39 protein-coding genes are annotated in these 23,728 nt (G+C 47.3%); 36 read left to right on the top strand and 3 right to left on the bottom strand.

The genetic code is table 11. From position 1 onward, the window contains the following. Window positions 1–3 precede the first annotated feature (3 nt). From ACKI4H_RS09985 to ACKI4H_RS09860, 26 genes are all read left to right on the top strand, one after another. Window positions 4–597 (top strand): glycoside hydrolase family 108 protein, encoded by a 594-nt coding sequence (locus tag ACKI4H_RS09985; protein WP_407305401.1) that lies wholly within the window; start codon window positions 4–6, stop codon window positions 595–597. A 108-nt stretch (window positions 598–705) separates the two neighbouring features. Beyond that, window positions 706–3,078 carry a ribonucleoside-diphosphate reductase subunit alpha gene (locus ACKI4H_RS09980; protein WP_407305400.1) on the top strand — a complete coding sequence of 791 codons (2,373 nt, stop codon included), beginning with the start codon at window positions 706–708 and terminating at the stop codon, window positions 3,076–3,078. Then, window positions 3,047–3,967, top strand: coding sequence for an NUMOD1 domain-containing DNA-binding protein (locus ACKI4H_RS09975; RefSeq protein WP_407305399.1), 921 nt, complete (start codon window positions 3,047–3,049; stop codon window positions 3,965–3,967). Before ACKI4H_RS09980 ends, ACKI4H_RS09975 begins: the two co-directional genes overlap by 32 nt. Continuing rightward, a complete protein-coding gene (locus ACKI4H_RS09970; RefSeq protein WP_407305398.1) occupies window positions 3,955–5,076 on the top strand; it encodes a ribonucleotide-diphosphate reductase subunit beta in 1,122 nt (373 codons plus the stop codon). The genes ACKI4H_RS09975 and ACKI4H_RS09970 overlap by 13 nt, the downstream gene beginning before the upstream one ends. Beyond that, on the top strand, window positions 5,057–6,643 hold the full coding sequence (locus ACKI4H_RS09965) for a hypothetical protein (RefSeq protein WP_407305397.1): 1,587 nt from the start codon (window positions 5,057–5,059) through the stop codon (window positions 6,641–6,643). Before ACKI4H_RS09970 ends, ACKI4H_RS09965 begins: the two co-directional genes overlap by 20 nt. An 8-nt stretch (window positions 6,644–6,651) precedes the next feature. Continuing rightward, window positions 6,652–6,870: a glutaredoxin domain-containing protein gene (locus ACKI4H_RS09960; protein WP_407305396.1), complete on the top strand. Its 219-nt coding sequence runs from the start codon at window positions 6,652–6,654 to the stop codon at window positions 6,868–6,870. Window positions 6,871–7,092: 222 nt separating this feature from the next. Continuing rightward, window positions 7,093–7,836, top strand: coding sequence for a hypothetical protein (locus ACKI4H_RS09955; RefSeq protein WP_407305395.1), 744 nt, complete (start codon window positions 7,093–7,095; stop codon window positions 7,834–7,836). Between the two features lie 48 nt (window positions 7,837–7,884). After that, complete coding sequence (locus ACKI4H_RS09950; RefSeq protein ID WP_407305394.1) at window positions 7,885–8,514, top strand: hypothetical protein; 630 nt, start codon at window positions 7,885–7,887, stop codon at window positions 8,512–8,514. Further along, window positions 8,511–8,786 carry a hypothetical protein gene (locus tag ACKI4H_RS09945; protein WP_407305393.1) on the top strand — a complete coding sequence of 92 codons (276 nt, stop codon included), beginning with the start codon at window positions 8,511–8,513 and terminating at the stop codon, window positions 8,784–8,786. Before ACKI4H_RS09950 ends, ACKI4H_RS09945 begins: the two co-directional genes overlap by 4 nt. 182 nt (window positions 8,787–8,968) lie before the next feature. Next, window positions 8,969–9,730, top strand: coding sequence for a hypothetical protein (locus ACKI4H_RS09940; RefSeq protein WP_407305392.1), 762 nt, complete (start codon window positions 8,969–8,971; stop codon window positions 9,728–9,730). A gap of 39 nt (window positions 9,731–9,769) precedes the next feature. Continuing rightward, entirely contained in the window at window positions 9,770–10,096 is a 327-nt protein-coding gene (locus ACKI4H_RS09935; protein WP_407305391.1) for a hypothetical protein, read from the top strand. Window positions 10,097–10,157: 61 nt separating this feature from the next. Further along, window positions 10,158–10,376 (top strand): hypothetical protein, encoded by a 219-nt coding sequence (locus ACKI4H_RS09930; protein ID WP_407305390.1) that lies wholly within the window; start codon window positions 10,158–10,160, stop codon window positions 10,374–10,376. A 92-nt stretch (window positions 10,377–10,468) separates the two neighbouring features. Further along, a complete protein-coding gene (locus ACKI4H_RS09925; protein ID WP_407305389.1) occupies window positions 10,469–11,086 on the top strand; it encodes a hypothetical protein in 618 nt (205 codons plus the stop codon). Window positions 11,087–11,095: 9 nt separating this feature from the next. Further along, window positions 11,096–11,386, top strand: a complete 291-nt coding sequence (locus tag ACKI4H_RS09920; RefSeq protein WP_407305388.1) for a hypothetical protein — start codon at window positions 11,096–11,098, stop codon at window positions 11,384–11,386. A gap of 67 nt (window positions 11,387–11,453) precedes the next feature. After that, window positions 11,454–11,792 (top strand): hypothetical protein, encoded by a 339-nt coding sequence (locus ACKI4H_RS09915; protein WP_407305387.1) that lies wholly within the window; start codon window positions 11,454–11,456, stop codon window positions 11,790–11,792. A gap of 126 nt (window positions 11,793–11,918) precedes the next feature. After that, on the top strand, window positions 11,919–12,245 hold the full coding sequence (locus ACKI4H_RS09910) for a hypothetical protein (protein ID WP_407305386.1): 327 nt from the start codon (window positions 11,919–11,921) through the stop codon (window positions 12,243–12,245). Then, a complete protein-coding gene (locus ACKI4H_RS09905) occupies window positions 12,242–12,526 on the top strand; it encodes a hypothetical protein (RefSeq protein ID WP_407305385.1) in 285 nt (94 codons plus the stop codon). Before ACKI4H_RS09910 ends, ACKI4H_RS09905 begins: the two co-directional genes overlap by 4 nt. Continuing rightward, entirely contained in the window at window positions 12,501–12,851 is a 351-nt protein-coding gene (locus tag ACKI4H_RS09900) for a GNAT family N-acetyltransferase (RefSeq protein ID WP_407305384.1), read from the top strand. The genes ACKI4H_RS09905 and ACKI4H_RS09900 overlap by 26 nt, the downstream gene beginning before the upstream one ends. Before the next feature lie 36 nt (window positions 12,852–12,887). After that, window positions 12,888–13,424 (top strand): deoxycytidylate deaminase, encoded by a 537-nt coding sequence (locus ACKI4H_RS09895; RefSeq protein WP_407305383.1) that lies wholly within the window; start codon window positions 12,888–12,890, stop codon window positions 13,422–13,424. A gap of 138 nt (window positions 13,425–13,562) precedes the next feature. Next, on the top strand, window positions 13,563–13,868 hold the full coding sequence (locus tag ACKI4H_RS09890; RefSeq protein ID WP_407305382.1) for a hypothetical protein: 306 nt from the start codon (window positions 13,563–13,565) through the stop codon (window positions 13,866–13,868). After that, window positions 13,855–14,406: a hypothetical protein gene (locus ACKI4H_RS09885; RefSeq protein ID WP_407305381.1), complete on the top strand. Its 552-nt coding sequence runs from the start codon at window positions 13,855–13,857 to the stop codon at window positions 14,404–14,406. The genes ACKI4H_RS09890 and ACKI4H_RS09885 overlap by 14 nt, the downstream gene beginning before the upstream one ends. 220 nt (window positions 14,407–14,626) lie before the next feature. Then, a complete protein-coding gene (locus ACKI4H_RS09880; protein ID WP_407305380.1) occupies window positions 14,627–14,866 on the top strand; it encodes a hypothetical protein in 240 nt (79 codons plus the stop codon). Window positions 14,867–14,896: 30 nt separating this feature from the next. Beyond that, window positions 14,897–15,229: a hypothetical protein gene (locus ACKI4H_RS09875; protein WP_407305379.1), complete on the top strand. Its 333-nt coding sequence runs from the start codon at window positions 14,897–14,899 to the stop codon at window positions 15,227–15,229. After that, a complete protein-coding gene (locus ACKI4H_RS09870; RefSeq protein WP_407305378.1) occupies window positions 15,226–15,741 on the top strand; it encodes a hypothetical protein in 516 nt (171 codons plus the stop codon). Before ACKI4H_RS09875 ends, ACKI4H_RS09870 begins: the two co-directional genes overlap by 4 nt. A gap of 100 nt (window positions 15,742–15,841) precedes the next feature. Then, a complete protein-coding gene (locus ACKI4H_RS09865; protein WP_407305377.1) occupies window positions 15,842–17,047 on the top strand; it encodes a hypothetical protein in 1,206 nt (401 codons plus the stop codon). 10 nt (window positions 17,048–17,057) lie between these two features. After that, entirely contained in the window at window positions 17,058–17,294 is a 237-nt protein-coding gene (locus ACKI4H_RS09860) for a hypothetical protein (protein ID WP_407305376.1), read from the top strand. A gap of 76 nt (window positions 17,295–17,370) precedes the next feature. Here the strand turns inward: ACKI4H_RS09860 and ACKI4H_RS09855 are convergent, their stop codons facing one another. Further along, a complete protein-coding gene (locus tag ACKI4H_RS09855; protein WP_407305375.1) occupies window positions 17,371–17,895 on the bottom strand; it encodes an LEM-3-like GIY-YIG domain-containing protein in 525 nt (174 codons plus the stop codon). Window positions 17,896–17,928: 33 nt separating this feature from the next. On the opposite strand from ACKI4H_RS09855, the gene ACKI4H_RS09850 reads away from it, so the two are divergent. The 8 genes from ACKI4H_RS09850 to ACKI4H_RS09815 are packed head-to-tail and all read left to right on the top strand — an operon-like array spanning window position 17,929 to window position 21,455. After that, entirely contained in the window at window positions 17,929–18,837 is a 909-nt protein-coding gene (locus tag ACKI4H_RS09850) for an AAA family ATPase (RefSeq protein ID WP_407305374.1), read from the top strand. A 21-nt stretch (window positions 18,838–18,858) separates the two neighbouring features. Next, window positions 18,859–19,395, top strand: a complete 537-nt coding sequence (locus ACKI4H_RS09845; RefSeq protein WP_407305373.1) for an NUMOD3 domain-containing DNA-binding protein — start codon at window positions 18,859–18,861, stop codon at window positions 19,393–19,395. Further along, window positions 19,392–19,637 carry a hypothetical protein gene (locus tag ACKI4H_RS09840; protein WP_407305372.1) on the top strand — a complete coding sequence of 82 codons (246 nt, stop codon included), beginning with the start codon at window positions 19,392–19,394 and terminating at the stop codon, window positions 19,635–19,637. The genes ACKI4H_RS09845 and ACKI4H_RS09840 overlap by 4 nt, the downstream gene beginning before the upstream one ends. Then, the gene (locus ACKI4H_RS09835) at window positions 19,637–19,864 is read left to right on the top strand and encodes a hypothetical protein (protein ID WP_407305371.1); all 228 of its coding nucleotides are present in this window, start codon (window positions 19,637–19,639) and stop codon (window positions 19,862–19,864) included. The genes ACKI4H_RS09840 and ACKI4H_RS09835 overlap by 1 nt, the downstream gene beginning before the upstream one ends. After that, on the top strand, window positions 19,861–20,040 hold the full coding sequence (locus ACKI4H_RS09830) for a hypothetical protein (protein WP_407305370.1): 180 nt from the start codon (window positions 19,861–19,863) through the stop codon (window positions 20,038–20,040). The genes ACKI4H_RS09835 and ACKI4H_RS09830 overlap by 4 nt, the downstream gene beginning before the upstream one ends. Next, window positions 20,037–20,537, top strand: coding sequence for a hypothetical protein (locus tag ACKI4H_RS09825; RefSeq protein ID WP_407305369.1), 501 nt, complete (start codon window positions 20,037–20,039; stop codon window positions 20,535–20,537). The genes ACKI4H_RS09830 and ACKI4H_RS09825 overlap by 4 nt, the downstream gene beginning before the upstream one ends. Further along, entirely contained in the window at window positions 20,485–21,243 is a 759-nt protein-coding gene (locus ACKI4H_RS09820; RefSeq protein WP_407305368.1) for a hypothetical protein, read from the top strand. Before ACKI4H_RS09825 ends, ACKI4H_RS09820 begins: the two co-directional genes overlap by 53 nt. Then, on the top strand, window positions 21,240–21,455 hold the full coding sequence (locus ACKI4H_RS09815) for a hypothetical protein (RefSeq protein ID WP_407305367.1): 216 nt from the start codon (window positions 21,240–21,242) through the stop codon (window positions 21,453–21,455). The genes ACKI4H_RS09820 and ACKI4H_RS09815 overlap by 4 nt, the downstream gene beginning before the upstream one ends. Here ACKI4H_RS09815 and ACKI4H_RS09810 read toward each other — a convergent pair. After that, entirely contained in the window at window positions 21,452–21,910 is a 459-nt protein-coding gene (locus ACKI4H_RS09810; RefSeq protein WP_407305366.1) for a hypothetical protein, read from the bottom strand. The two genes, ACKI4H_RS09815 and ACKI4H_RS09810, sit on opposite strands and share 4 nt — an antisense overlap. A gap of 46 nt (window positions 21,911–21,956) precedes the next feature. Between ACKI4H_RS09810 and ACKI4H_RS09805 the strand changes: the two genes are divergently transcribed. Next, window positions 21,957–22,532 carry a hypothetical protein gene (locus ACKI4H_RS09805; RefSeq protein ID WP_407305365.1) on the top strand — a complete coding sequence of 192 codons (576 nt, stop codon included), beginning with the start codon at window positions 21,957–21,959 and terminating at the stop codon, window positions 22,530–22,532. Here ACKI4H_RS09805 and ACKI4H_RS09800 read toward each other — a convergent pair. Next, the gene (locus ACKI4H_RS09800; RefSeq protein ID WP_407305364.1) at window positions 22,510–23,403 is read right to left on the bottom strand and encodes a hypothetical protein; all 894 of its coding nucleotides are present in this window, start codon (window positions 23,401–23,403) and stop codon (window positions 22,510–22,512) included. The genes ACKI4H_RS09805 and ACKI4H_RS09800 overlap by 23 nt on opposite strands. Window positions 23,404–23,507: 104 nt before the next feature. Between ACKI4H_RS09800 and ACKI4H_RS09795 the strand changes: the two genes are divergently transcribed. After that, a partial coding sequence (locus tag ACKI4H_RS09795) for a hypothetical protein (protein ID WP_407305363.1) occupies window positions 23,508–23,728 on the top strand: 221 nt, incomplete at its 3' end.

The following is a 23,728-nucleotide window of genomic DNA, read 5'->3' as shown; positions in this document are numbered from 1 at the left end:
TCTATGGCTTCCTATACAAAATCATTTGAACAAGCAATCGATCACTGCATGCTTTATGAAGTAGGTGGGTTTTGGAATGTCAATCACCCTGCAGTACAGCAGGGGCTAATCAACACATCAGCAAATCGAAAAGCTGTCGGCTATGTAAATGATCCTGATGATCGTGGCGGTGAAACAAAATTCGGTGTCGCAAAAAATGGAAACCCAGACCTCAATATCACTAAACTAACGTGGGATCAAGCAAAGGCGGTATATTATTTGCGCTACTGGCTTGCGGGCAAATGTGACCAGCTTCCACCACGCTTAGCAGTTCTCCACTTAGATGGGTGCATTAATCACGGGGTTACCCGTGCAAATATCTTTCTTCAACAGGCGGTTGGTGTGACTGCTGACGGAATTATAGGCCCTATTACTATTGCAAAAATTAAGAACACTCCGATCATGGGCCTTTTAAACACCGTCTGCGATCAACGTGAAGAGTTCTATCGCTCGATAGTTCGATCAAATCCATCTCAGGCAAAGTATCTTGTCGGCTGGCTTCGTCGCATTTCAGAAGTTCGCGCCTTCGTCATTAAGCAAACAAACACTTTCGCTTAACCTCTATACAGGCTGTCATCAGCCTGTTGTCATTTCCGGTCCAAGATAACCGTGTGATATAATAGTTACATGGTTGTCTCAGTCTCATATACAACCAACTGAAAATTTATGGAAAAAAATAATGAAATTAGCGTAGTAGTAAAGCGCGACGGCACGAAAGTCTCCTGGGATTTAGCAAAATGGCAGGCACAAATTGCCAAGGTGTGTGAAGGTGTCGCTGATGTCTCACCATCGATGATTGAGATGAACGCGCGCACACAGTTCCATGATGGAATGGCGACATCAAAGCTGGATGAGATTGCCCTTCGTTCGATGGTGGACTTGATCGATGAGATCGAACGCCCAGATGTGGGGAATGTCAACTATCAATACGCGGCTGGAAAGCAGCGTATCACGATGTTACGTAAAGAGGTGTATGGGCAGTACACTGTTCCACGTCTGTATGACATAGTCACGGCTAATGTCAAGAAGAAGTTGTACACTCCTGACCTGCTCACTTGGTACACTGAGCAGGAATGGGACATGCTCGACCGCGCTATCGACCATGAGAAGGACGAAGAACTGCCTTACGCCGCTGTTGAGCAGCTGTACGAGAAGTACCTTGTGCAGAACCGTGTCACTGGTGAGATCGTCGAGACCCCTCAAATCCGCTATATGGTCGCTGCAGCGACCGCCTTCCATGCAGAGAAGAAGGATCGCCTAAAGTACGTGAAGGAGTTCTATGCTGCTGCATCAGACGGGCTATTCACCCTCGCCACCCCAGTTCTGGCCGGTCTCGGTACAAAGACGAAGCAGTTCTCGTCGTGCGTCCTTATCCGTTCTGACGACACCCTCAAGTCGATCTTCGCTGCAGGCCAGGTTCTCGCCGACTATGCTTCGAAGAAAGCCGGTATTGGGCTCGAAGTTGGGCGTCTTCGTCCGCTTGGCGCTCCAATCCGCAACGGCGAGATCAAACACACTGGCTACATCCCGTTCCTGAAGAAGTGGTTCGCTGACCTTCGTTCGTGCTCTGCTGGTGGTATTCGAAATGCAGCTGCGACGATCACGTACCCGATCTGGCACTATCAGTTCGAGGACTTGATCGTGCTGAAGAACAACCAGGGAACGGAAGAGAACCGCGTACGTCACCTCGACTACTCGGTTGGGCTGAGCGCATTCTTCTGGCGTCGATTCAAGACCCAGGGCAACATCACGTTCTTCGACCCGAACCAAGTTCCTGACATGTTCGAGGCCTTCTATCGTGATAGCGAGGAGTTCGAACGTCTGTACGAGAAGTATGAGTCCGCTGCCGTGGCGATGGGCCTACGCGTCAAGACCCTTCCTGCAGAAACCGTGTTCAAGGACATGCTGCTGAAGGAACGCGGTGACACTGGTCGCATCTATATTCTGAACGTCGACAATGTCAACAATCAGGGTCCGTTCGACTCGTTGATCCACCCGGTCTATCAGTCGAACCTCTGCCAAGAGATCATGCAGCACACTCGTCCATTCCAGACGGTTGATGATGCAAGCGGCCGCATCGCCCTCTGCACGTTGGGTTCGATCAACTGGGGTTCAGCACGTCACCCAGATGAGATGCGTCGCCCGATCCGAATTCTGCAGCGCATGCTCCACAACCTGCTGCAGTATCAGGACTTCCTGACAATCCAGTCCGAGCTGCACAACAAGGAGTTCGAGCCACTTGGAATTGGTGTCACCAACCTTGCGTACTGGCACGCAAAGCGCAAGCTGAAGTACGGTGAGCCTGAGGCGTTGGCAGAAGTGAAGCGTTGGATGGAGCACATGTCCTTCTATGCAACTGAGGGCACGGTTGACTTGGCTGAAGAGAAAGGCAAGTGCCTAGAGAGCGACAACACCTGGCCTGGTCGCGGTGTGTTTACACACGAGCGACGTGCAAAAGGTGTGGATGAGCTGACCGACTTCACGCCTTCGGCGGACCTTCAGTGGGAAGCTCTGCGCGTACGCATGAAGAAGTACGGTGTTCGCAACGCCACAAACCTCGCGCTGCCGCCAGTTGAGTCATCGTCCGTCGTTATCAATTCGACGAACGGTATCTCGATGATCAAGGACCTGATCATGATCAAGGGTTCAAAGGCAGGTGACTTTGCTCAAGTTGTGCCTGAGTATAAGAAGCTGAAGAACTACTATCAGCGTCTGTGGGACCAGCCTGACTGCATCGAGTACCTCAAGACCGTGGCCGTCATGCAGGTGTATACCGACCAAGGCATCTCGTCGGACACGTTCTACTCACCGAAGTTCTTCCCAGAAGGAAAGATTCCAGTGACGTTGGTTGCGAAGAACCTGATGCTGTTCCACAAGTGGGGCGGAAAATCCTCATATTACCACCTTATAGATGCTCAAGCGTTTAAAGATATGATCAATGTATCTGATAAGAGTGACGAGGTTTATCCAATAAATAGTAATAATCAAATTACTATTGAGGAAGAAGATGACTCGTATTGTGAAGCCTGCGTCTTGTAAATGGAAAAAGCATTATGATTTGTTGATAGAACGAGGTAAAAATCGTTCTATCAGCGGTTATACTGAAAACCACCATATTGTTCCAAGATGTATGGGAGGAGAAGACGAACCAGAGAACATGGTTCGTCTAACGGCTGAAGAACATTATGTTGCTCATCAAATGCTAATGAAGATTTATCCTCAACATCATGGAATTGCTAAAGGAGCGGCAAATTTATTAATGGATAGCCCAACAGCCCCTCGTAAGAACAAAATGTACGGTTGGATTAAACGCCGGGTTGCAATAGCTAACAGCGCACAGATGACTGAGTGGCATAAAAATAATGTGCACCCGATGTTAGGTAAACATCACACTGATGAAGCTAGAACTAAGATTAGTAAATGGCAAACTAATCAACCAAAGAAAGAGGCACATTATTATTCCCCTGCTTCAGGAGAACATTTAGGTAGCTTTAAGAGTGTAAAAGACGCTGCTAATGCATTTAAGATACATCCACAAACGATTTATTCATGTATTAGAACTCCTGGGAAACGTTCAGCTGGCGGCTTTTTCTGGTCATATATGTTATACGATAATTTAGAAATAACTTGTCAATTTACAAATGGAAAACCCAGTTTGAAGAAGGGGAAGAAAATAGAAAATAGAGCTAAGCCAATTTTTTGGAATAGCAAATGGATAAAGAATTCTGAAACTCAAAAATGCTGGAAGAATGCAGATGCTATTTTTGCATTTTGGAATTCACCAACTTCCAGCATTTTAAAATTCTGCACTGAAAATGATTTTAGAAATATTACAGTGTATAGAATGATAAAAGAATTCAAAGAAGGATGGAACCCATTTATGGATAATGAATGGTTAACATGGAAGAAAGCACAATGTCACATCTAGACTATACGAAAATTACAGATTACTCCAGTCGTCAGATGTTCCTGGACCCTGCTGGTCCAGTGACCATCCAGCGATATGAGGAGTACGCCTTTCCAAAGGTGGCGCAGTTTCTCTCCACGCAGAAGGGCGCGTTCTGGTCACCTAACGAAGTGACCTTGATGAAGGACCAGATCGACTTCAAGGAAGCATCGAAGTCGACTCGCCACATCTACACCTCGAACCTGCTCCGTCAGACGGCATTGGACTCTGAGCAAGGCCGCTCACCTGTCCAAATCTTCACGCCTGTCTGCTCAGTGCCAGAAGCCGAGGGTCTCGTGCTGTGGTGGTCTGCAATCGAGCAGATTCACAGCGAGTCGTACTCGCACATCATCAAGAACATCTACAACGTTCCTGTTGAGCAGTTCAATGCCATTCACGATGTTCCTGAGATTATGAACATGCTCAGTGATATTGGCAAGTACTACAATCACCTTCACCTGCTGAATAGCAAGAAGGCACTGTACGCCACCTGCACTGATCCAGAGATGAAGAAGTGGCTGTACGTATCTGAACACGATCACATCAAGGCCGTGTACATGGCGTTGATTGCCTCATACGGGCTTGAAGCCATCCGGTTCATGGTGTCGTTCGCGACCTCGCTCGGCATGGTCGAGAACAAGATCTTCATCGGTTCGGGCAACATCATCTCGCTGATTCTCCAGGACGAGACGCTGCACACCAAATGGACCGCGTACATCATCAACCAACTAGTGAAGGTTGACCTACGCTTCCGTGAGGTCGCGAACGAACTTCGTCAGGAAGCGCTCGATGCCTTGATCTCCGTCATTGATGAAGAGAAGAACTGGGCAAAGTACCTCTTCAAGGAAGGCCCAATGATCGGCCTGAACGAGAAAATCATGGTGGACTTTGTGGACCACACCGCGCCTTTGAAGTTGGCGGACATTGGCATCAAGATTCCTACGCGTGTAAAATCGACTCCATTGCCATGGTACAACAAGCACTTCAACACCAATAAGAAACAAACTGCACTGCAAGAAAATGAAAGCGTTTCCTATATAATTGGATCTATGACGTCAACAATTAACTACGATGAACTTCCAAACATCTAAGGATCTTGTTAAGGACCTGCTCGCAAAAAGGGCTGGTCCTTTTTCTCCATTAACAAAGTTATTTGCACCGCATCTTGATTTACTTCGAATTCAAACTGGATTAAAAGATGGTACCATTCCAGAGATCATTTTTAATGCAGAGAACAATCTCTATGGTCGAGGTAAGTGTGAAATATGTGAAAAAGAAACAAAGTTATATGTAGCTCGTGGCGGCTGGGCAAAGTACTGCGGAAAAGTCTGTATGAACAGCAAAGATGGAAGTAGACATAAAAATTCTGAAGTCACTAAGCAGATAAATGGAACTTCTATTGGTGCAAGTTCAATAAGAGAAAAAGCAGAGAAGACTTGTGTTGAAAGATATGGTGTCAACAATCCAAGTTTAGCAAAAGAAGTTCAAGAAAAGCGAGCTGCCGCGTTTTACACACGATTTGGAACAAATACGCCATTAAAACACGCTGGCACGCAACAAAAAATAAAATCTACTATGATTGCAAAATATGGTGGTACAGGAAATGGAAGTTTACTTATTGGGAAAAAAATAACAGATTCTAAAAGATTGTCTATTTTACATGAATTGTCAATTAGATTACCCGAATGGTCGATAAACACCAGTGTTGCTAATTGGGATGGATGTCAGGGATCACCCTTATCTATAACCCATAACTGTGGAAACACTATTGAAAAATGGGTTTGGACAGGGCGAAATTTATTTGATCCTATTTGTCCAAAATGTCATGCAAGTAAACCGCAAAAGAAAATAATCGACCTTCTGAATAGTTTGCGTATTCAATATGATGTAAATGATAGAAAGATTATTTCACCAAAAGAACTCGATATAGTAATTCCGTCAAAGAATTTAGCGATTGAAATTAACGGTCTTTATTGGCATGGCGAGTTAGCAGGAAAAGACAAAAAGTATCACCTGACAAAAACTGAAGAAGCCGCTGCAGTAAATTATCAGCTTATTCATTTGACAGATAGAGACATCATTGAAAAATGGTGTGCAGTAGAAATGATGTTAAAGGCAAAGCTTGGTCTGCTGCCTAAGCAACATGCAAGAAAATTGTGCGTTAAAGAATTAAGCGCTACATCTGCTAATGAATTTTTGAAAAAATATCACTTACAAAGCTATGCTAAATCATCAATAAAGCTCGGCTTGGTTGATATGAATGGAGATATTATTTCAGTTGCGACATTTGGAAAATCGCGCTTTGATAACAAAGAAAATTGGGAACTTATTAGATTTGCATCTACAGCGGCGGTGCGTGGTGGAGCATCAAAGCTTATAAAAGCTTTTCAGAAAATGGTAGGTCATGGGAAGCTTATATCCTTTGCAGATCGTCGCTGGTCTCAAGGTAATTTATATGAGACACTTGGGTTTAAACTTGAATGTAAAACTTCGCCGGGTTACTGGTACTTCAATCAAACAGAATTTCACCATCGAACGAAGTTTCAACGACATAAAATAAAAGAGCACCCAGAATTAACAGAATGGTCTGCTATGCAAAAGCTAGGTTGGGACCGCATTTGGGATTGCGGGTCTCTTAAATACTCACTTTCATTTTAAGGAAAACTATGTACACCCTCTATACAAAAGAAAACTGCCCGAACTGTGACAAGGCAAAGCAGCTCCTTGCTGCAAAGGGACTTCCATTCCAGGCGCTGCAGCTTGGTAAGGACTATTCTCGTGAGGATCTTGTCGCCATGATTCCTTCTGCTCGTACAGTCCCTCAAATCCTTAAGGATGGGCAAGTGATCGGCGGTTACACTGAACTGAAGCAGATGTTAGCATAAGTAAACGCAGCGCGCGGATACAGCATTAGTTAGCAAATAAGGAATGCCACCCTCGAGGTGGCATTTTTATGTGTGCAACATTTACGAGAAGCAAATGCTACTGGGAAATTGCTATAAAACAATTTTATCCTACAATTATTTCTAAAATTTGGCACAATGTTGTGTACATGTTTTCAGGTTAAGTGTATAATAGATACATCAACAAACATAAAGGAAATCAAAATGTCGATCTTTGATAAAGCAAAAGCAGTCCCGGCAAAAGCACCAGCAACCAAGAAAGTCAAGCAGGAAATCGCACTGGCGGGTATCCAGCAGCTGGCTGAAATCAAGGCTGCAATGCAGAGCCTGGAAGCAGCAGCAAAGACGATCGAGGGCAAAGTCAAGGAAGCTGGCTTCGCTGAGTTCCTGAAGATGGAAACAAACATCCGACCGGAAAGCTTCAAGGCTGTCGAAGGTATGGCAACCTGTTCCGTTGAAATGCGTAAGCGCGGTACGAACTCCGCGCTTAACCTGGACGAAGTCGAAGCGCTTAAACGACTTGGTTTGAAGCCATTCGAACAGGTTGTCACCACCGAAATGTTCGGCATCAACCCCATCTACGCGGCCGATGAAAAGTTGATGGGAAAGGTCTCGAAAGCACTGGAAAAAATCGTGCCGGAAGACTTCATCGTTCACCAGGCCGGCGTCACCAAGCAAGTCGTCGATGATGCACTGTGCGATGCAGCCTTCAAGATGGCGCCCGGTGAAGATCGCGCAACTGCACTGCAGATGGTGACGACCATGGCGCTCAAGCCGAAGCTCAATGCTGACTACCCGATGGAAATGCTGATGAAAAACGTCGGCAGCTACCTTGCACCGGAAGTTACCGAAGAGAAAGCTGACGAACTCACTGCAGAAGCAGTCGAAATTCTCGAAACCAAACCTGCCAAGAAGTCGCGCGCCAAGAAGGCCACCAGCGCCGAGTAAACAACAGATGGGAGCCTGACAGGCTCCCATCTTTTTTGGGACAGGGATATGAGCGAGAACAAAATACCAACTGAAGAAGTAAAGATCGTTGAGCAGCATGTAGAGATTCCAGAGGGCGCCGCATGTGGCGCAATCGCGGTCAGCCAACTCGCGGTCAGCCAACTCGCGCACGCGTTTGCAAATGCGAAGCATATCACCACCAAGTCGCCTCCACTGAAACCCGCAACGTTCACAGTTGCACCAGTAAAACCTGCACCAGCCCCTGCGATTCTAGTTCCGCCCAAGCCAGACCGCCGTGACGCAGGGAAGACCCTCCGTGATCGCCTGGAGTTCGATCGCTTCGTAGTGCAGTATTACACAAACAAGCTTACCTCTTGTAAGGCACGAGGGATCGCCTTCAACCTCACGTTCTTACAGGTGAAGAACCTATTGCGCGCGAAAAAGTGTCAGTACACAGGCATTCTGTTGACCCACACAAATGGCCCAAACGGGCAGCGTGACACAGACCTTACGATCGAGCGCATAGACAACAATCGTCCGTATGAAACAGGAAATGTGTGTGCGGTTAGTTTTGCAGCTAACCAAGCAAAGTCGGCATTCGATGCAAAGTTCGGCAAAGACGCCGTGACAATGATTCATAAGATGAGCAAGGCTCTAAAGAAAAGAGGCATCAAATGAAAAAGATCACCACCATCTATGTCCCTTGCAAGAAGGGCATCCAATCTATCGACGTGCCGCTCTATGCCATCATTCTAGGCTGCCGACTGAAGGACCTCGGTTTCTGCAAGTGTGCCATCGAGGTGACCCTCCTGGGGCACGCAGACGTCAAGTCCTCTCGTGAGTTTGTGGTCCTCAAGATGGGAGAGAAGACGAAACTGGAAGGCCTCATCTACATCGGTGAGGCAAAGGAAAAAGACGTCCGCCACTTCCTGTTCGAAGTGGCGAAATAAGTGTGTATATCTTGATAGGTTTATTGTAAGGAATTACCGTAGAGCTGCCCATGGGGACGCCATGGGCAGCGGTCGTTTCATGGTTTCTTAGAGTCAGATGAAAATTTCCGACTAAAAATAATGATGTACCATTGACGGGTGTCATGTTATAATGACTCTACCGAAACTATTTTGGAATAAACATGAAGAAACGCATTTTGTGGAAAGACTCGGAATGGGTGCAAGTCGCACGTGAGTTGTATCGCATTCGTCCTGTCGATGAATATCTTCGTTCAACATCCATGGCCGGCCTGCAGACCGAGGATTTCTTCGCGGCGCAACGGGTGCTGCCTGAAGATCGCAGACGATCCAGATCGGCTGTCCAATCCATGTCAGTCGTTCGCCCAGGTTTAGTAAAAGCAATGGCGGTGATTCGTGCCGAGGTGGATGCTGAAATCCTTCGCAAGAAGGCCGAAGCGGAAGTAGCAGAACTTGAGGCTCAGGCCGTCAAAGAGGTTGCCAAGCTCGCGATTCCCGAGCTCAATCAGTATGAGGCAGCCTTCGCCCCACTGATTGACCTCATTGCGACCGAGGTGACGAAGCGGATTCAAGATATGCTGGCAGCGACAATGCCAAATGTTTTAGCCCACAAGGTCACCTCCAAGACTCAACCAAAAAAGCTGAAGTTTGGCGTCATTGGTCCACTTTCGATTCAAGGGCAAGAGATTAAGAAGGCCTTTCCAGAGATGGACTTTGTCATCGTTGAAAGCAGTAAGGCCAACTCCTCGCTGTCGCATGTCAGTGGTTGCGACAAAATCATCGGTATGACCGACTTCATGGATCATAGTACCGACAACAGCTTACGAGCTCGCTTCCCTGATCGTTATCACCGCACTACCGGCGGCACCTCGAAGGTAAAGCACCTGATAGGAATCCTCGCGAGCTCGATAAAGGCAGCTGCATAACAACAAAAGGGCATCTTGGATGCCCTGTGGAGATGAAAAATGAATCACCGAATTGTACTCATCGTTGGCATGACGTTGGCGTCAATGCTCCTCTCGAGCTGCGATGAACACGATGACAGTAAAGCCCACAAAAATGCCGCCGGAATTCCAGATGCAGAAGAAATAGAAGTTAATTTTCCTGCTGAAATGATGGGCTGTAAGGTGTACCGCGTTCATGGGAAGGCCTTCCAGATGATGGTAACCCACTGCCCAAATGCAACAACAACCACGCAGTACGGAAAGTACGGAAAGAGCATCGTTGAGAACCCGAACCCCGATCCCGACTTTGAATGTGAAACTTCAGCCGAAGAAAGAGAAGAAAAGTAGTGTACATTTTTTCAGGTTCATGGTATAATAACTCTATCAAAACAAACCTGGGGAAATGAACATGGCGACCAATTACAATCGTATCAACTCGAAAGGCACCTACAGCTGCGCAATCTGCGGTAAGTTGACCCGCGACACTGGCCACGGTGAAGCTGACATTGACACGGGCTACTGCAAGAAATGCCTGTTCGAGTGCTACATGATCAACGCGGCCGCTGACTACGGTGTCGATAGCAGTCAGTACGAAGCGGCCAAAGCTGACTTTGAGGCATGTAACTAAACAAGGGCCGTACGGCCCTGAGAAGCTCATCGTGAACGCTCGTGAAGAACACAGGCAATCATCAACCAGGCAGCGATCGACAAGGACTGATCATGGAAAACTACACCGAGTATCAGTACTTATACCCTCCTCGCCCGGAAACTAAGATCGCGAAGCCGATGTTGGGCTTCTATCAAAAGAACGGTTATGTTGCACAGAAGAAAAAGAACGGCACGTGCACCGTCATCTTCGCTCGAGGCGATGAAGTGATCTTCAAGACCCGCCATAACGAAGACCACAAGCTGTGGACCCCGCAAAAGGACCATATCAAGTTCTTCCAGGGTTCGGAAGAATGGAACGTCTACTGTGCTGAGCTGCTCCACTCGAAGGTAACAGGCGGTCCAAAGAATCAGCTTTTCATTTTTGATCAGCTTGTCGCACATGGCACGTCGCTGGTAGGCGTCTCATTTAAAGATCGAATTATTGCGATGATGAAGGAGTTCAGCAAAAACATGGTAGCAGAGGTAGACCAGTACCGCATTGACGAGCGCATTAGCCTTGCTAAGACTTTCACTAGCGGCTTCACTGGCCTGTTTGACAACCTCGGCAAGGAGGACGAAGGTCTCGTCCTCAAGGACCCCAAGGCGTTGCTCAAACCTTGTTTGAAACCAAATGCGAATAAAGCTTGGCAGGTGAAGTGCCGGATTGCAAATGCAAACTACTCTTTTTAGGAGAACGTCATGGCCGATCCAAAATGGGAAGAAGGCGCGAGGGTATGTCAGAGGCTGCTGAACCAGTGGCCGAACGCGGACACAAAGGACTACATCAATGCAGTACGGGCTCAGCTCGATTGCTCGGAATGGTTCGCCGTTCGCATCTACGACCGCTGGGCGAAGAAAGTCGGTCGTCCTCCATCTGGAAATGAGATGGCAGGTATCGTGAACCGTCTCATCAACTTCATCCTGTTTGTCATCGTAGCCTGGATTGCCTGGTACGCCAGCAAGAACATCAACATCGACAAATTTTTCTAGGAAACATCATGTCGTACTGGCCCAAGAAGGAGCCGAAATAATAACTGCAGCAATTCAAAAGGAATGCATGATGTTTTTTCATATCACGTATGATGATGGCAAGAATAAACACGCCGTCGCGCTCAAGCTCCGCACCCCGCCGCCCGAACCTGGTGCCGTTCTCGTGGTTGTCAAGGCGTTTGATACACCGTCGCATAGTTATAACGTCGGCGATGAATTGGCCCTCATCGAACGGACTCAGGAAGCGCCGCATCACATTCTCTGTTCACTGGGTAACTGGGTGGTGGAGTGCAAGTACGAGACGTCCATCTGGTCAAACATTGAATGGGCGATCAAGGAAGGCATCTTGAAGCCCAAGACAGTGACAGGAGTTCAAGAACCAGAATACCGTGGAATGCCCAATTAAAACCCAAAAAAATGGGGGAGACAACATGCGTAACATCATCCGAAGAATCCTTGCCCTCCTTGACGGAGGCTGCGGTGGCGACTGCAAACAAGGAAGAAAACCATGCAGCTGCAACGGAGGCCGTAAATGAGAACGATTGAAAACATCCAAGGACCGCGCGACCTCACCAAGAATCAGCTCATTCAGCTGATCAATCAGCAGTGCGGTGGCTGGCCGGCGGTTGCCACGCGCGTCTACCAGTTCGAATCGCAGGACCCGAAGGAAACCGTCTACCGCTTCACCAACGAGCGGGCGCAAACGCTCGAGGACAAGCCACGCATCCTCGAGACGCCTCTGTGGGAACTTCGCCTTACGCGCGATGAGTACCTCATCTACCACCTGAGCCGCGAGGCCAAGGACCAGCTCGCAAGGGACTCCAAGTTGATCCAACGTTTGAAAGCGATGCTGCCATGAGCCACGGTTATTTCATTACTCGCGGTGAGCGAGTCGTACTGGGGTTCATCCCCAATGCAATCAACTTTCAGGAGTTGAAGCCAAAAGCTCTCGTGCCAGCAATAGGTGACGACGAGGTCCTGGCATATTCGGTCGTCAAGGAAGGCGAAACACGAGGGTTCCTCTGGCATGCAGAAGACAAGCACCGCGCCGAGGCTGAGGCAGAGCAGTTCACGAAGCTGTTCGGCTGCAGCTACTACTGCGTGAGGTTGACACATGATCAAAAATCTGTCGATCGCTGAGGTCTGCAAGATTGCCATCACCAACCAGCTTTTCGTGGGTGGTTGGTGCATGCGAGGCGAGATGAAGGCTCCGTCCTTTATCCGCGCTGCCTCGCTTTTCGTTGATGAAGAAAAGCCGGTCGGCGTTGCCATCGTCACGGAGTACTACTACGTTCAAGTCTTTGTGAGGAAGTCCCATCGACGTCGTGGAATCGGTCGTGCCCTCATCACTGACCTTCGAAAACAGCTAGGGCACTGTGCCAAAAGTCTAGATGCTGGGAAAGGAAACGCGGCGAGCGTAAAGTTCTGGGAAGCCCTAGAGATGAAACGTTGGGACCTCGAATAAGCCACACCTGCCCTCAACATGGTGTTACAATAAACCATGGACAAACTGACAATCAACCCAAATCGTATTAGCCTTGATGAAGCCTATATGCAGATGGCAGAAATCTGGGCTCAACGATCAAAAGCAAATCGCCTCCAAGTGGGAGGTCTCCTCGTGCTCGATAACCAGATCATTTCAGATGGTTACAACGGAATGCCCTCAGGGTATGAGGGGGATGACGAGGTGTGTGAGTGTTACGATGATGAAGGCAACATCATCACGAAGAACGAGGTCCTGCACTGCGAGGCTAACATGCTTATGAAGGTCGCAGCCAACGGTGGAACTGGTACGAAGGGCGCGACGATGTATGTCACGCATTCCCCGTGTCCACACTGCGCCAAGATTATCATTCAAAGCAAAGTTGCACGAGTTGTATATCGTCATAAGTACCGCCTGGCCGAGGGGCTGAATTTATTAGAGAAGCGTGGCATACAGTGCTACCACCTGATCAAGGCACCACAGAAGAATCCCTGCATCTGCAATCCAGTATCTGACGCCTGTCGTAACCCCCTCTGTTACGCAGCCGTCCCATAAAGAAGTGCCCATGTGCGGCAGCGATCGACACGAGTTGAATGACTGCCCCAAGTGGAAGAATGAAGATGTGTAATCAATCGTGTACAAATCTAATAGGTTGGTGTATAATAGACCTACACAAACCAAATGGAGCACCAAATGCCAGAATTCCTCGACAGCGGTAACCTCGACTTTATGTCCCGTTCCGCCACCCTCCGCCTGCATGGCACCGCTCGCACCTTCTTCGATCCGCAGAATCTGGTGCACTGCGAGTCGCTGAAGAACTTCCTCGAGAATGGTGCATGGGGCGCTGTCCAGTTTTATCCTGAGTTCCCGTACACCGACGTGCCTACGACCGTGCTCTCGAAGTTCGCGGCACACGCCCTCAACGTAACTCGCAAGGCCGGCGCTGCAAACCTGGCGATCGGCAAGATTCTCACCCAACGAATGCATGAAAATGCTTAAGTCAGAGCTGAATGACAGGAAACTTCGGTTCGATGGAGTTTCCGAAATCGAACCGGACCAGTTGGCCCGGTTTTTACTTTTGGGCGTCCCTCCCTCCAAGATTCTATTAACCACGTCGTCACCTGAGAGCGAGCAGTTTAATGTGCAGGTGTCTGAAGAGGATCAAATACGGGTGATTGGTCCTGAACCGGTTCAACTCAACATGGGCTGGCAGCTCCCTGAAGAATACCAGAAGATCGACCTCTTCGATTACTTCTCACAGAAATTTGAACGCAACTGCCCTCATAGCTACACCATCGACGATCAACAAAAGGCGATCGATCGAATTGGTGATGAGCTTGCAGAGGTTGAGCAACGTGGAATGGTAGAGTTCATGCGCACCGTCATCTACATCATTGACGAGCTGCGAAGGAACAACATCGTGTGGGGTGTTGGGCGTGGTTCGTCATGTGCTTCGTATCTCCTGTTTTTAGTCGGGCTTCACGTCGTTGATTGTGTTATTATGAACGTAGACCCTCAGGAATTTTACCACAACTGATCATGCAAAAACTTGGCCTCTTTCTCATTGCTGTTCTGTCGATTGCTCTCCTAACCATTTGGATTTGGGAGAAACCAAAGCTCATTTTCTATGCGCTCATCGGTGGTCTGATCGGCGGTCTTTGCGGTCGCTTGCGAAAATGAATCACTGCTGATCCGGTTCATGGCGCGGGCGTCTATAAATATGATGTGCGCCTTAGCACCAATATGGAGAAAATACAATGGGACAACAGATTAGAAGCGCTCGAGGTGAACTTATTGACTTTGAGATGCTTGCCATCAAACAACAACTCGCAGCAGCGCCAGTTCCAAAAGCTGTAGAGCAACGTAAACGAGCCATCGACGCCAAGGACGGTGTAAGATCGGCCAAAGTGGAAGAACCAGAAGCAGATGAATTCCTTGCAATGTCGCATGAAGCCGCGGAGACCTCTGGCAGAGCGAAGCAAACGAGCAAGAAGTAATTCTCATATCACATACTCATAGGACATATCATGACCACAACCGTATTTCCGCTCAAAGACCATATCATGTTTCAATTTCTGGACGAGACTGGTGGATCAAAAGGTAAGTTCACTGACCGCACCCTCGCCAGCGGTATCATCATCCCAACTGTCGACAGTTCCCAGAAGTTACCTCGCTGGGGGAGGGTGATGGCAGTGGGCCCGAAATCCTCGGTGTCGATTGGACAGTACGTTCTTGTCGAAGCGCTGATGTGGACATACGGCACTGAGGTCGATGGCCAGAAAATGTGGAAGACTGATGACTCGAAGGTCCTCATGGTAACCGACGACGAAGAATCAACTCAGGGCATGGTGTTCGAATGAGGGGCTTAATTAGGTTTACTGACAAGGCCATCATGGATCTGTTACTTGGTCAGATTCAACAGCTCAACCCATGGCTTAAAGTTGGTGATCAAATGACAGCCCCCGTCGCCCTTGTCTGCAATGGAAAACTTGTAGTTGACAAAGACGTCGTGATCCCAGAGAACCTGGTACGAATCAAGAATGTTCCTCTAAATGCTGTGCCGACGAAAACAGGACGAAGGACCGCCATCAATGTAGGAACATTGAATATAAGCTTAAGTGACATTGAGAACTTCAGGACTTCTGCCTACAGCAAATTTGACTTCCACCTTACGGGGCCAGCCTACATTCACCCCTACACATTGGAGGTTCCAGCTCGCTCATGGTTGGAGAAGTACAAGGTAGGTGACTTGGTTAGTGTGGAGTACATCGATCCAAAAACTTTTGAAATAACATTTGTTGAGGTGCCTCTCACCCAGCAGATGGTCGACGAAAATTCTGACGTTCTTTTTAGATTCGCCTTGAGCGACTAACTAATGCTGGCCTTGCCCTAATATGAATTATTGTTCTTGACAAGTGATTGTAAGAAATCAATAATAGCTTTAGCTTGCATAGAATGGGAAATAAAATACCATGATAATTATAATCTTTATAACTGCTATTTTGATTGAGTCAATAGGAACATACATTAGTGTAATAGGTTTAACTACGCTTTTTGGTATTAATTTCACAATTATAGCTCTAGCAATAGCACTTGATCTAGGAAAAATTGTAACTGTTTCATTTGTTTACAATAATTGGAAAACTCTTCCTAAATTAATGAAGACGTATGCGCTCATAGCAGCTTGTATAACAATGGTTATTACATCTGCTGGAGCTTCTTCATATTTGAGTGGAGAGTTTCAAAAGGCAATCATGGGTACCAAAGAGGGAGAGACGAAGGTCGCGATCCTCAAGGAGCAACAGCTTAGGTATCAGGAGCGTAAGAAGCAGATTGATGATCAGATCGCTAACCTTCCTGAGAAGACGACTGTCAATCAACGGCTGCGCATGGTGAATGCATCGAAAACTGAGCAACAGGCCCTTGACCGGAAAATCGCTCAGATCGATCAAGAGTTACCCGCTCTGCAGGTTGCCCAAATTGGGACTGAGGCCAAGGCTGGGCCGATCGTGGCCATTGCGAAGGCATTCAAGATCCCGGTTGAACAGGCGATTTCCTGGGTGATTGGGATAATCATCATCGTATTTGACCCACTTGCAATCTTCTTGATCATCGCAGGTAACTTCCTTGTATCCCGTCGTAAGGCCAAGGGCAAAGAAGAAAGGCCAGCTGTAGAAGAACAATCAAGGGCGGACATTACTAATAGGAACGTGTCTTCAATGCGAATGGGGCATGAGTTTCCAACTCATGAGCAACCTTCACACCCGCAGCCTGAGACACCTCTTGCCGCCCCTGTGGCGATCTTTCCTGACCCACCTGAGACGAAGTATGAGACGTACACGTCGTCGACTAACCTGGAACTAGAGACTGAGACGTGGCAAGTTAAAGATGAACCCGAAGTTAAAGATGAACCTATCGCCGGCAACCGAACTCAAATGGATTCAGGGATTCTAAAGCCGGTGCTGGTGGAGTCGCCTAACACCACTGATCACCTGATCAAGTCCAATTTTATCCCTCTCACGGTTCCGGAATCAGCAGATGAGGTGCCAGAAATAGATCCGCCGCCGCGTGAGGAGATCAGTCGCTCATCTCTAGGGCTTGTAACGCCTGATCCCCATACAATCGTTGATGGTCGTCACAATCGTGGTTTCCGTCCTCCTGATACCATTCCAAAATAAGGCACACATCATGCAATACTTCAACATTGGCGATCACGTTCGTTATAAAGAGGCTGCGATTGAGCACTACGACACTGAGGTCTTTGGGGCGATGAGAGGCCTCGTCTTCATCGTCGACAGCTACATGATCGAGGATGGCCATGAGCTGAAGGACTACGTGAACCTTCGTTGTCTCAACCACAAGCTCTCTGCTCAGACAGGTAACGGGACTCATCATTCAGAACTTGAGCTTGTTGCCGAGGCGTAAACCGTCCAGCCTTTGTAGGAAGAAATTCGGCCTTTTAAGATATCAAAGATCTTATTTCTTCCAATTTTCTTTTCTTTTATGAAGTTGTTAAATGCTTGACCGCCAATAACTTTATAAGTTTCTCCAGATTCATGAACAAAGGTATAGAGCTTTGATTTGGGATTATCTGCGCCAAAGCGGCCGAATAATGGATTGTTTTCGCCTTTATGATTTTGAATGTATCTCCCCAGTTGCCGGCTCGTGGGTGCTTACTTAAGGTGTCTCCGCCTTCACCACCATTTGCAATATTCGTTAAATTAGGAATGATAGCAATTAGTCGCTTCTCTTCTAATTTTGCCTGATCTTTCGTAAGACCTGTTTTCAAAATGTCAATTCTTGGTTCAATTCCAGACTCAAGCATTTTGCAAATTTTGCGTGTCTTGTGAGGATTATAAAGCCGAGTAGGCGGCTTTCCTGCTAAGACTTTACGAGCTTCATTTAAATGGAATAAGAACCTTGAAAGTGATCCGTATCCTACATAAAATGGCCGACCAGAAAATTGGTAGCCGCCATGTTGTTCTGGCAGTGTATAATCGTTATATGCATACACGTAATACTTCATTTTGTATCTCCTAACTATAGAAAAGTATTTATTATGAACCAGGTATGGTGTGAGAAATTTCGTCCGAAAACCGTTGCTGAAGTAATTCTGAGCAATGCTCATGAACGCAAGACCTTCGACAAGTACGTCGAAGAGCAAGAAATCCCAAACCTCCTTCTTCAAGGTGGGCCGGGTACCGGCAAAAGCTCGCTGTCGTTGGCCTTGTCCCGTGATCTTCAACTTGACCGCAGTGATGTCTTGAAGATCAACTGCTCGGATGAGAAGATCGAAGCAATGCGCGACAAGGTCAAGAACTTTGCCATGACGATGTCGGTCGGCAAGTTCAAGCTCGTTCGTCTTGAGGAGCTCGATGGCATCGGCCCAGATGCACAGCGTCTGCTTCGTGACCTCATTGAGACGACTGAGCGCAACTGTAGGTTCATCGCGACCTGCAACTACATGCACCTCATCATCCCTCCGCTCCGTTCACGCTTCCAAGAATTTGTGCTTAAGGCACCAGCGAAGGACCTCGTGCTCGTCCGTGCAGCAGAAATCCTCGAAGCTGAGAAGATCGACTTTGACCTGGATGACCTCGAAAAGGTAGTCGCTGTTGGCTACCCCGACTTCCGCAAGATCATTCAGCTGATGGAGCAGTCGAGCAAGACTGGCAAGCTGATCATCAAGGGAGCTGAGTCCGCTCAGGACTGGAAGCTGCAGCTGCTCCCCCTCATCGAAGCAAGCGACATCAACGGCGCCCGAGCTCTCGTGTGCGAGACCGCCACGAAGGAAGAGCTGATCGATATTTACAAATTTGTGTACGACAACCTTCACCGCATGAAGAAACTGAAGCGCCAAGACGAAGCAGTTATCACTATTGCAGAATACATGTATCGACACAGTTTCTGTTCTGATCCAGAATTAAATGTTGCTGCAATGTTCATTGAAATCGCGGCTTTAATATGATGTGTTGCTACGGGTGTGGGAATGAAGGAAAGTTCAAAATCACAGGAAGATCTTCCCCTAATTGGATCTAAAAGTAAAGGGCGAACTCATGCTTTTAAAGGTAAGACACATCTTGAGGATCCAAGAATTCCTCATGGTGAGAATCACTGTAATTTTGGAAAAAGCTTTTCAATATCACACTGTAATGCTATCTCAGTTGCTAAAACTGGGGTGACTTTATCTGATGAACATCGATTAAGTATCTCAAAAGCAACAACAGGAAAGAAGAATGCAAATTATAATCATGATTTAGATCGTGAAGGTGGTTCTTCATATCGATATAAAGTAGATAGATTGACAGCTATAAATTGGAAATTAGCAGGAAATAAAAAGCCTAAAAATGGTTTTCATTTAGATCATAAAGTTCCAGTGTCAGAATGTTTTAAACGTGGATTAACGCCAGAAGTATGCGCACATATTTGTAACCTACAAGTATTAACTGCAGAAGAAAATCTACGAAAATTTACAAGTTTCACAATTGAAGATTTGAATACATTATTAAAGGAATCATCAACATGACCGTACAGGAACTTATCAGCTGGTGCATCGAGAATGATGTCAGCTTGGAAACCCATATCGCGCTTCGTGCGAAGGACGACTACCTACTCACCGCTGACAAGCTCGCTGTAGGGAATCCCTACTTTGGCAACTGCAATGATGGGGAAGAGCTTGTCTCTATCATCGCGCCAAGGACGGCAGACGATGAAATAGATTATGACAACGTTCCTGGCTTCCTGATCTTAGACACTGGGAGAGTCTAATGCTTGAAGGATTCGGTATCTTTCCAAATTTTCCTGATGGAACCATCTTGACAGATGATCTACCTTCTGACCTTCGTGCTCAGCTGCGGGGCATGGCAGACGCAGAAGGTATCCTATCAGCAAATGCTGGACCTGTTTATGGGAACTACCTTATGTTCGCCGGGTACAAAGTAAAGGTTAAAATAGTCGAAGCTACAGACAAAACGTATAAGGTGCAACTCGTATGAACACACGCAAAATTGAAAGCATTCTCAAAGGGATCGACAAGCACATGGCCCAGATCGCAAAGGACCGTGACAAGCTTGACGAGTTCATTGACGAACTCGTCGGTCTGAAAGAGAATTGTGATGAGGCGTATGATCACCTGCAGCGAGCGCGAGACGCGCTATCGGAGATGGTATGAGCTTTGATTTGTTTGAGGGCCTGAGTAAGCTTTCTGGGCGTGACCTTCAGTGGTATTCGAAGCTGTCTGCTGAGGATCAAAAGGCGGCTTCACCCTTCGTCATTGCACGATGGATGACCGGTACGAGCGATCAGGCCCAGCTCGTCCGAATAAATACGTTCGTCAACCCTTACGTCTTCTCATTGGGTCAAGAGAAGTCGTTGCTCTTCTCGCTGCTAGCTGCAGCAGCAACCGGCAAGACCAAGCGATACAAGTGGATGAAAGCCCCTGGTGCCAAGGCCGCTGTAAAGCTTCGATTGGAAGTAATCAAGCAGTACTATGAGGTGTCTACCCGTGAAGCTGGTGGTTATGCTGCTACCATCGATGGTGAGGACATTCTTGAAATGGCGGAAAATTTGGGCTGGGAGAAAGAGGACCTGGCTAAGCTGAAGAAAGAGGTAGGCGATGGATCGGGAAACACTCAGAAGCCTGTCGGCGTCAAGAAGAAACCACGCTGAAGAGGAAGCACCTGTAACCAAGAAGGTAAAGTGGACGTGTGAATTCTGCGCTCACGACTTCGTACATGAGAGGGTCTTCATGAAGCACGTTTGTAAAGAACGTCTTCGCATTGAGGAGCTGCGTGGCCCAATCGGGCAAGCAGCTTACATCTACTACACTGATTGGATGCGACTCAACAAAAGGTCGGTGCCGCCGATTGAAACATTTGCGTCCTCATCGTATTACCTGGCGTTCGTTAAGTTCGCAAATCATGTAAAACGTGTCAACATGCCTAACCCAACTGGGTTCGTAAGGGCCATGGTGGAAAATGGTAACATACAGCCCAGCCTATGGTGCCGCGACAATGTTTACGCAATGTATCTTCAGGGATATGACAAAGTCGTGAGCCCAACTAAGCAGTTCCTTGATTCAATGGACCTCGTTTATGAGTACTCGAAGGAGTTCGAAGTCGAACCGCAGCAGGTATTCGCGGAAATTGGTGTCACTAAGATTTTAGACCTTGTACAGAAGCGAAAGCTTTCTCCATGGTTCCTTGTCTCATCAGGCGCGTTTCGCCGGTTCATGTCTAACTGTAACGAGCTTGACGCTGATTTATTAGAACGTGGAGTGCAAGTTGGCGCCATGATCATGAGAATTCAACAAAGCAAGGAGAACACCAAACTTTTCATGGAGTTCTCACAAGCAACGAAAGAGCTGAACCTATGACGAGAAAGCTCTTTGATTCAATGGATGCAGACTCAAAACGATTCTATTCAAAGATTCTAAATACGGCTGTGTTAAACCTCCATGCTGTGAAGCGGGGGTGGTTCGACGTCCTCATTTGCGAAACCACAGATGCGGGTGTATTACATCGGTGGCGCGAGGCTGTTCCTCAGATCGTGCTATTGATCAAAGCTGAGAATACCAAAGAGGATTAGTTGTGACCGTAACTGATCTTGCTCTTAAGGATCATTTCAAGAGCAGCATGCAGCTCAACTCCGGATAAGTTCTTCTTTAACCACTTCGTCGCTAATTGGTTGGTGAACTTTTCATTTTGATAGATTTTCCCTGGAGACTTTACTGTCATCCAAGCATGGTACGCCTCGTGAGCAGCTTGAGCAACATCAGCTGCATCGCGGCTGTTAAGATTGACCAAGTAAATAGTTCCAGGGATATCTGTCGCAGTAAGCCCAAGCTCAGCCATCCAGTCCTCTACCTGTCCTTTCTTAGGTGGTGTAAAACCTGGTTCATCTGCTTGCTTGACTAAGTAAACTCCTGGCTTCATGTCATCAGTGCTTGTGGCAACTTTGTCTTTTCCAAGAATGTCGCGTACGACGTCTAATACAGTGAACCTGGTGGGTGATCGCGCTTCGAAGAGTTCTAGTAATTTCATTGTTGTATAATAAGTCGTAAGGTGTATTATTTATTAAAGAAAAAGAATGGACGTCGATATCGATACAGCACCGGACTTCAAGCCGAATTCTATTTTCCCAACATGGCCTCGAGCAACGATCCTTAAGGACGGCAAGCTGACCCCACACCCGTGTGGGGTCTATCCTCAGAAGATTGGTGTAGACCCTATCACTGGGCTGGCTGCGATTCCATACGACGAGGCCGAGGACTTGGGTTACTTGAAGGTTGACTTCCTTCACCTTTCAGTGTACCAACACTTCAAGACTCGTGCCGAGATTGACGAGTTGCTGCTGAAAGAGCCAGACTGGAGCCTGCTCCAACTTCCATCAGCTCAATCCAAGATTTTCCAGCTTGGTAAGCATGGTGATCTACTTACTGATCTTAAGCCAAAGTCTATTATGGAGCTCGCTGACATCATGGCGTTGATTCGACCAGGTAAGAAGGCCTTCATCGGTCTTTACAAGAAGGATCAGGAGGCCGCTCGGCGCATCCTCTTCGCAAAGGACGAGTCGGGACAGTACACCTTTAAACGCAGCCATGCCATCGCGTATTCGTACGTGGTTTGGCTACAGCTCCATCTTATTGAACAGGGAAGGTTATGACTGTGAGGTTCTTGTCCCTGTCGAACGACCAAATCTCATAATCATATCCCTGCACAATCGCTGCATTACCCTTCGCAATACACATTTCCTTCATCGCCTTAAACGTGTACCCTGACTTTACCTCGATGATCAAGTTCCTGCTCGGAATAAAGATGTCAGGATAATGGAACCGGTCAACACCTTCGTAATTGTAGCGAATGCTTGGCACAGCAAGGTGACACTGTACATCCGCTTCATCATAAGTTTCAAACAGAATGTTTAAGGCCCATGGTTCATAGCCTTGTACATGAATGGTCTTTCCAGATTGACACGTGTATTTCTTGTTTGAGTTCTTAATCGCGAAGGTGTTGTATATCTCGGGCACCTGAGTCCAGTTACTCACCCCATACACACTGTACATATTTCGGCTGAATGAGTTCTTTCTTGCATCAGGGCCGAAACGTTCATCCATTGTTTTAGTAATCTTTTGCTGGACAACTGTGCTCTTGGCTGGGTTGTCTACTCCTAAAGTTTTCATCCATGTCTTCTTCTTGTTTTCAATGACCTCAGGTATTGCAAAGTTGCTCGTCACGCCATAAGTTTCTACCATTGTTGCAGTGTAGTTAGCGCGTGTCTTCTCGCTCAGTTGAGCACACTTGCAGCAGCAAAATTCATTGTAGCCTTTGCTGAACGCGTTTGAGAAATTCACCTGTTTGCCGCATGTACATTTAGGCACCTCTCGTCTGTCGTGACAGTAGTTCCAAATCTTCTCTTTTGGCTGTTTCCCTGGATACTGCTCTACTTGAGTGTACACCTCAGGATACTGCGACTTCAGCTTCTTTGAGAAGTGAATGTTGGTTTTCATGTTCTCTAGTATTTCATGACGATTCATTTGTTCTCCCATAGCATGTGATTATATACGTGGCTCCAATCAGGGTTACACTGACACAGGTAGGTAGACACGTTGTATAATTAAGCTCAGACAAGGAGCTTAAAATGACGGCACACGCAGATTTTGACCGCTATGGTCGCTATAACTTTCTCACGATCACGTACGGCTCGAAGCTGTACGGAACTTCCACGCCAACGTCGGACACCGATGAAAAGGTCGTTTACGTTCCAGCGCTTAGTGACATGCTGATCGGCAAGAAGCCGCCGATCTACAAGGAACGCTTCTACGCTGATGGCCAGCCGATCCTGAATAAGAAAGAATCAAT

Source organism: Acinetobacter sp., assembly GCF_045628685.1.
Taxonomy (GTDB): Bacteria; Pseudomonadota; Gammaproteobacteria; order Pseudomonadales; family Moraxellaceae; genus Acinetobacter.
The sequence above is the reverse complement of the archived record's forward strand: the minus strand, read 5'-3'. Positions and strand labels throughout refer to the sequence as shown.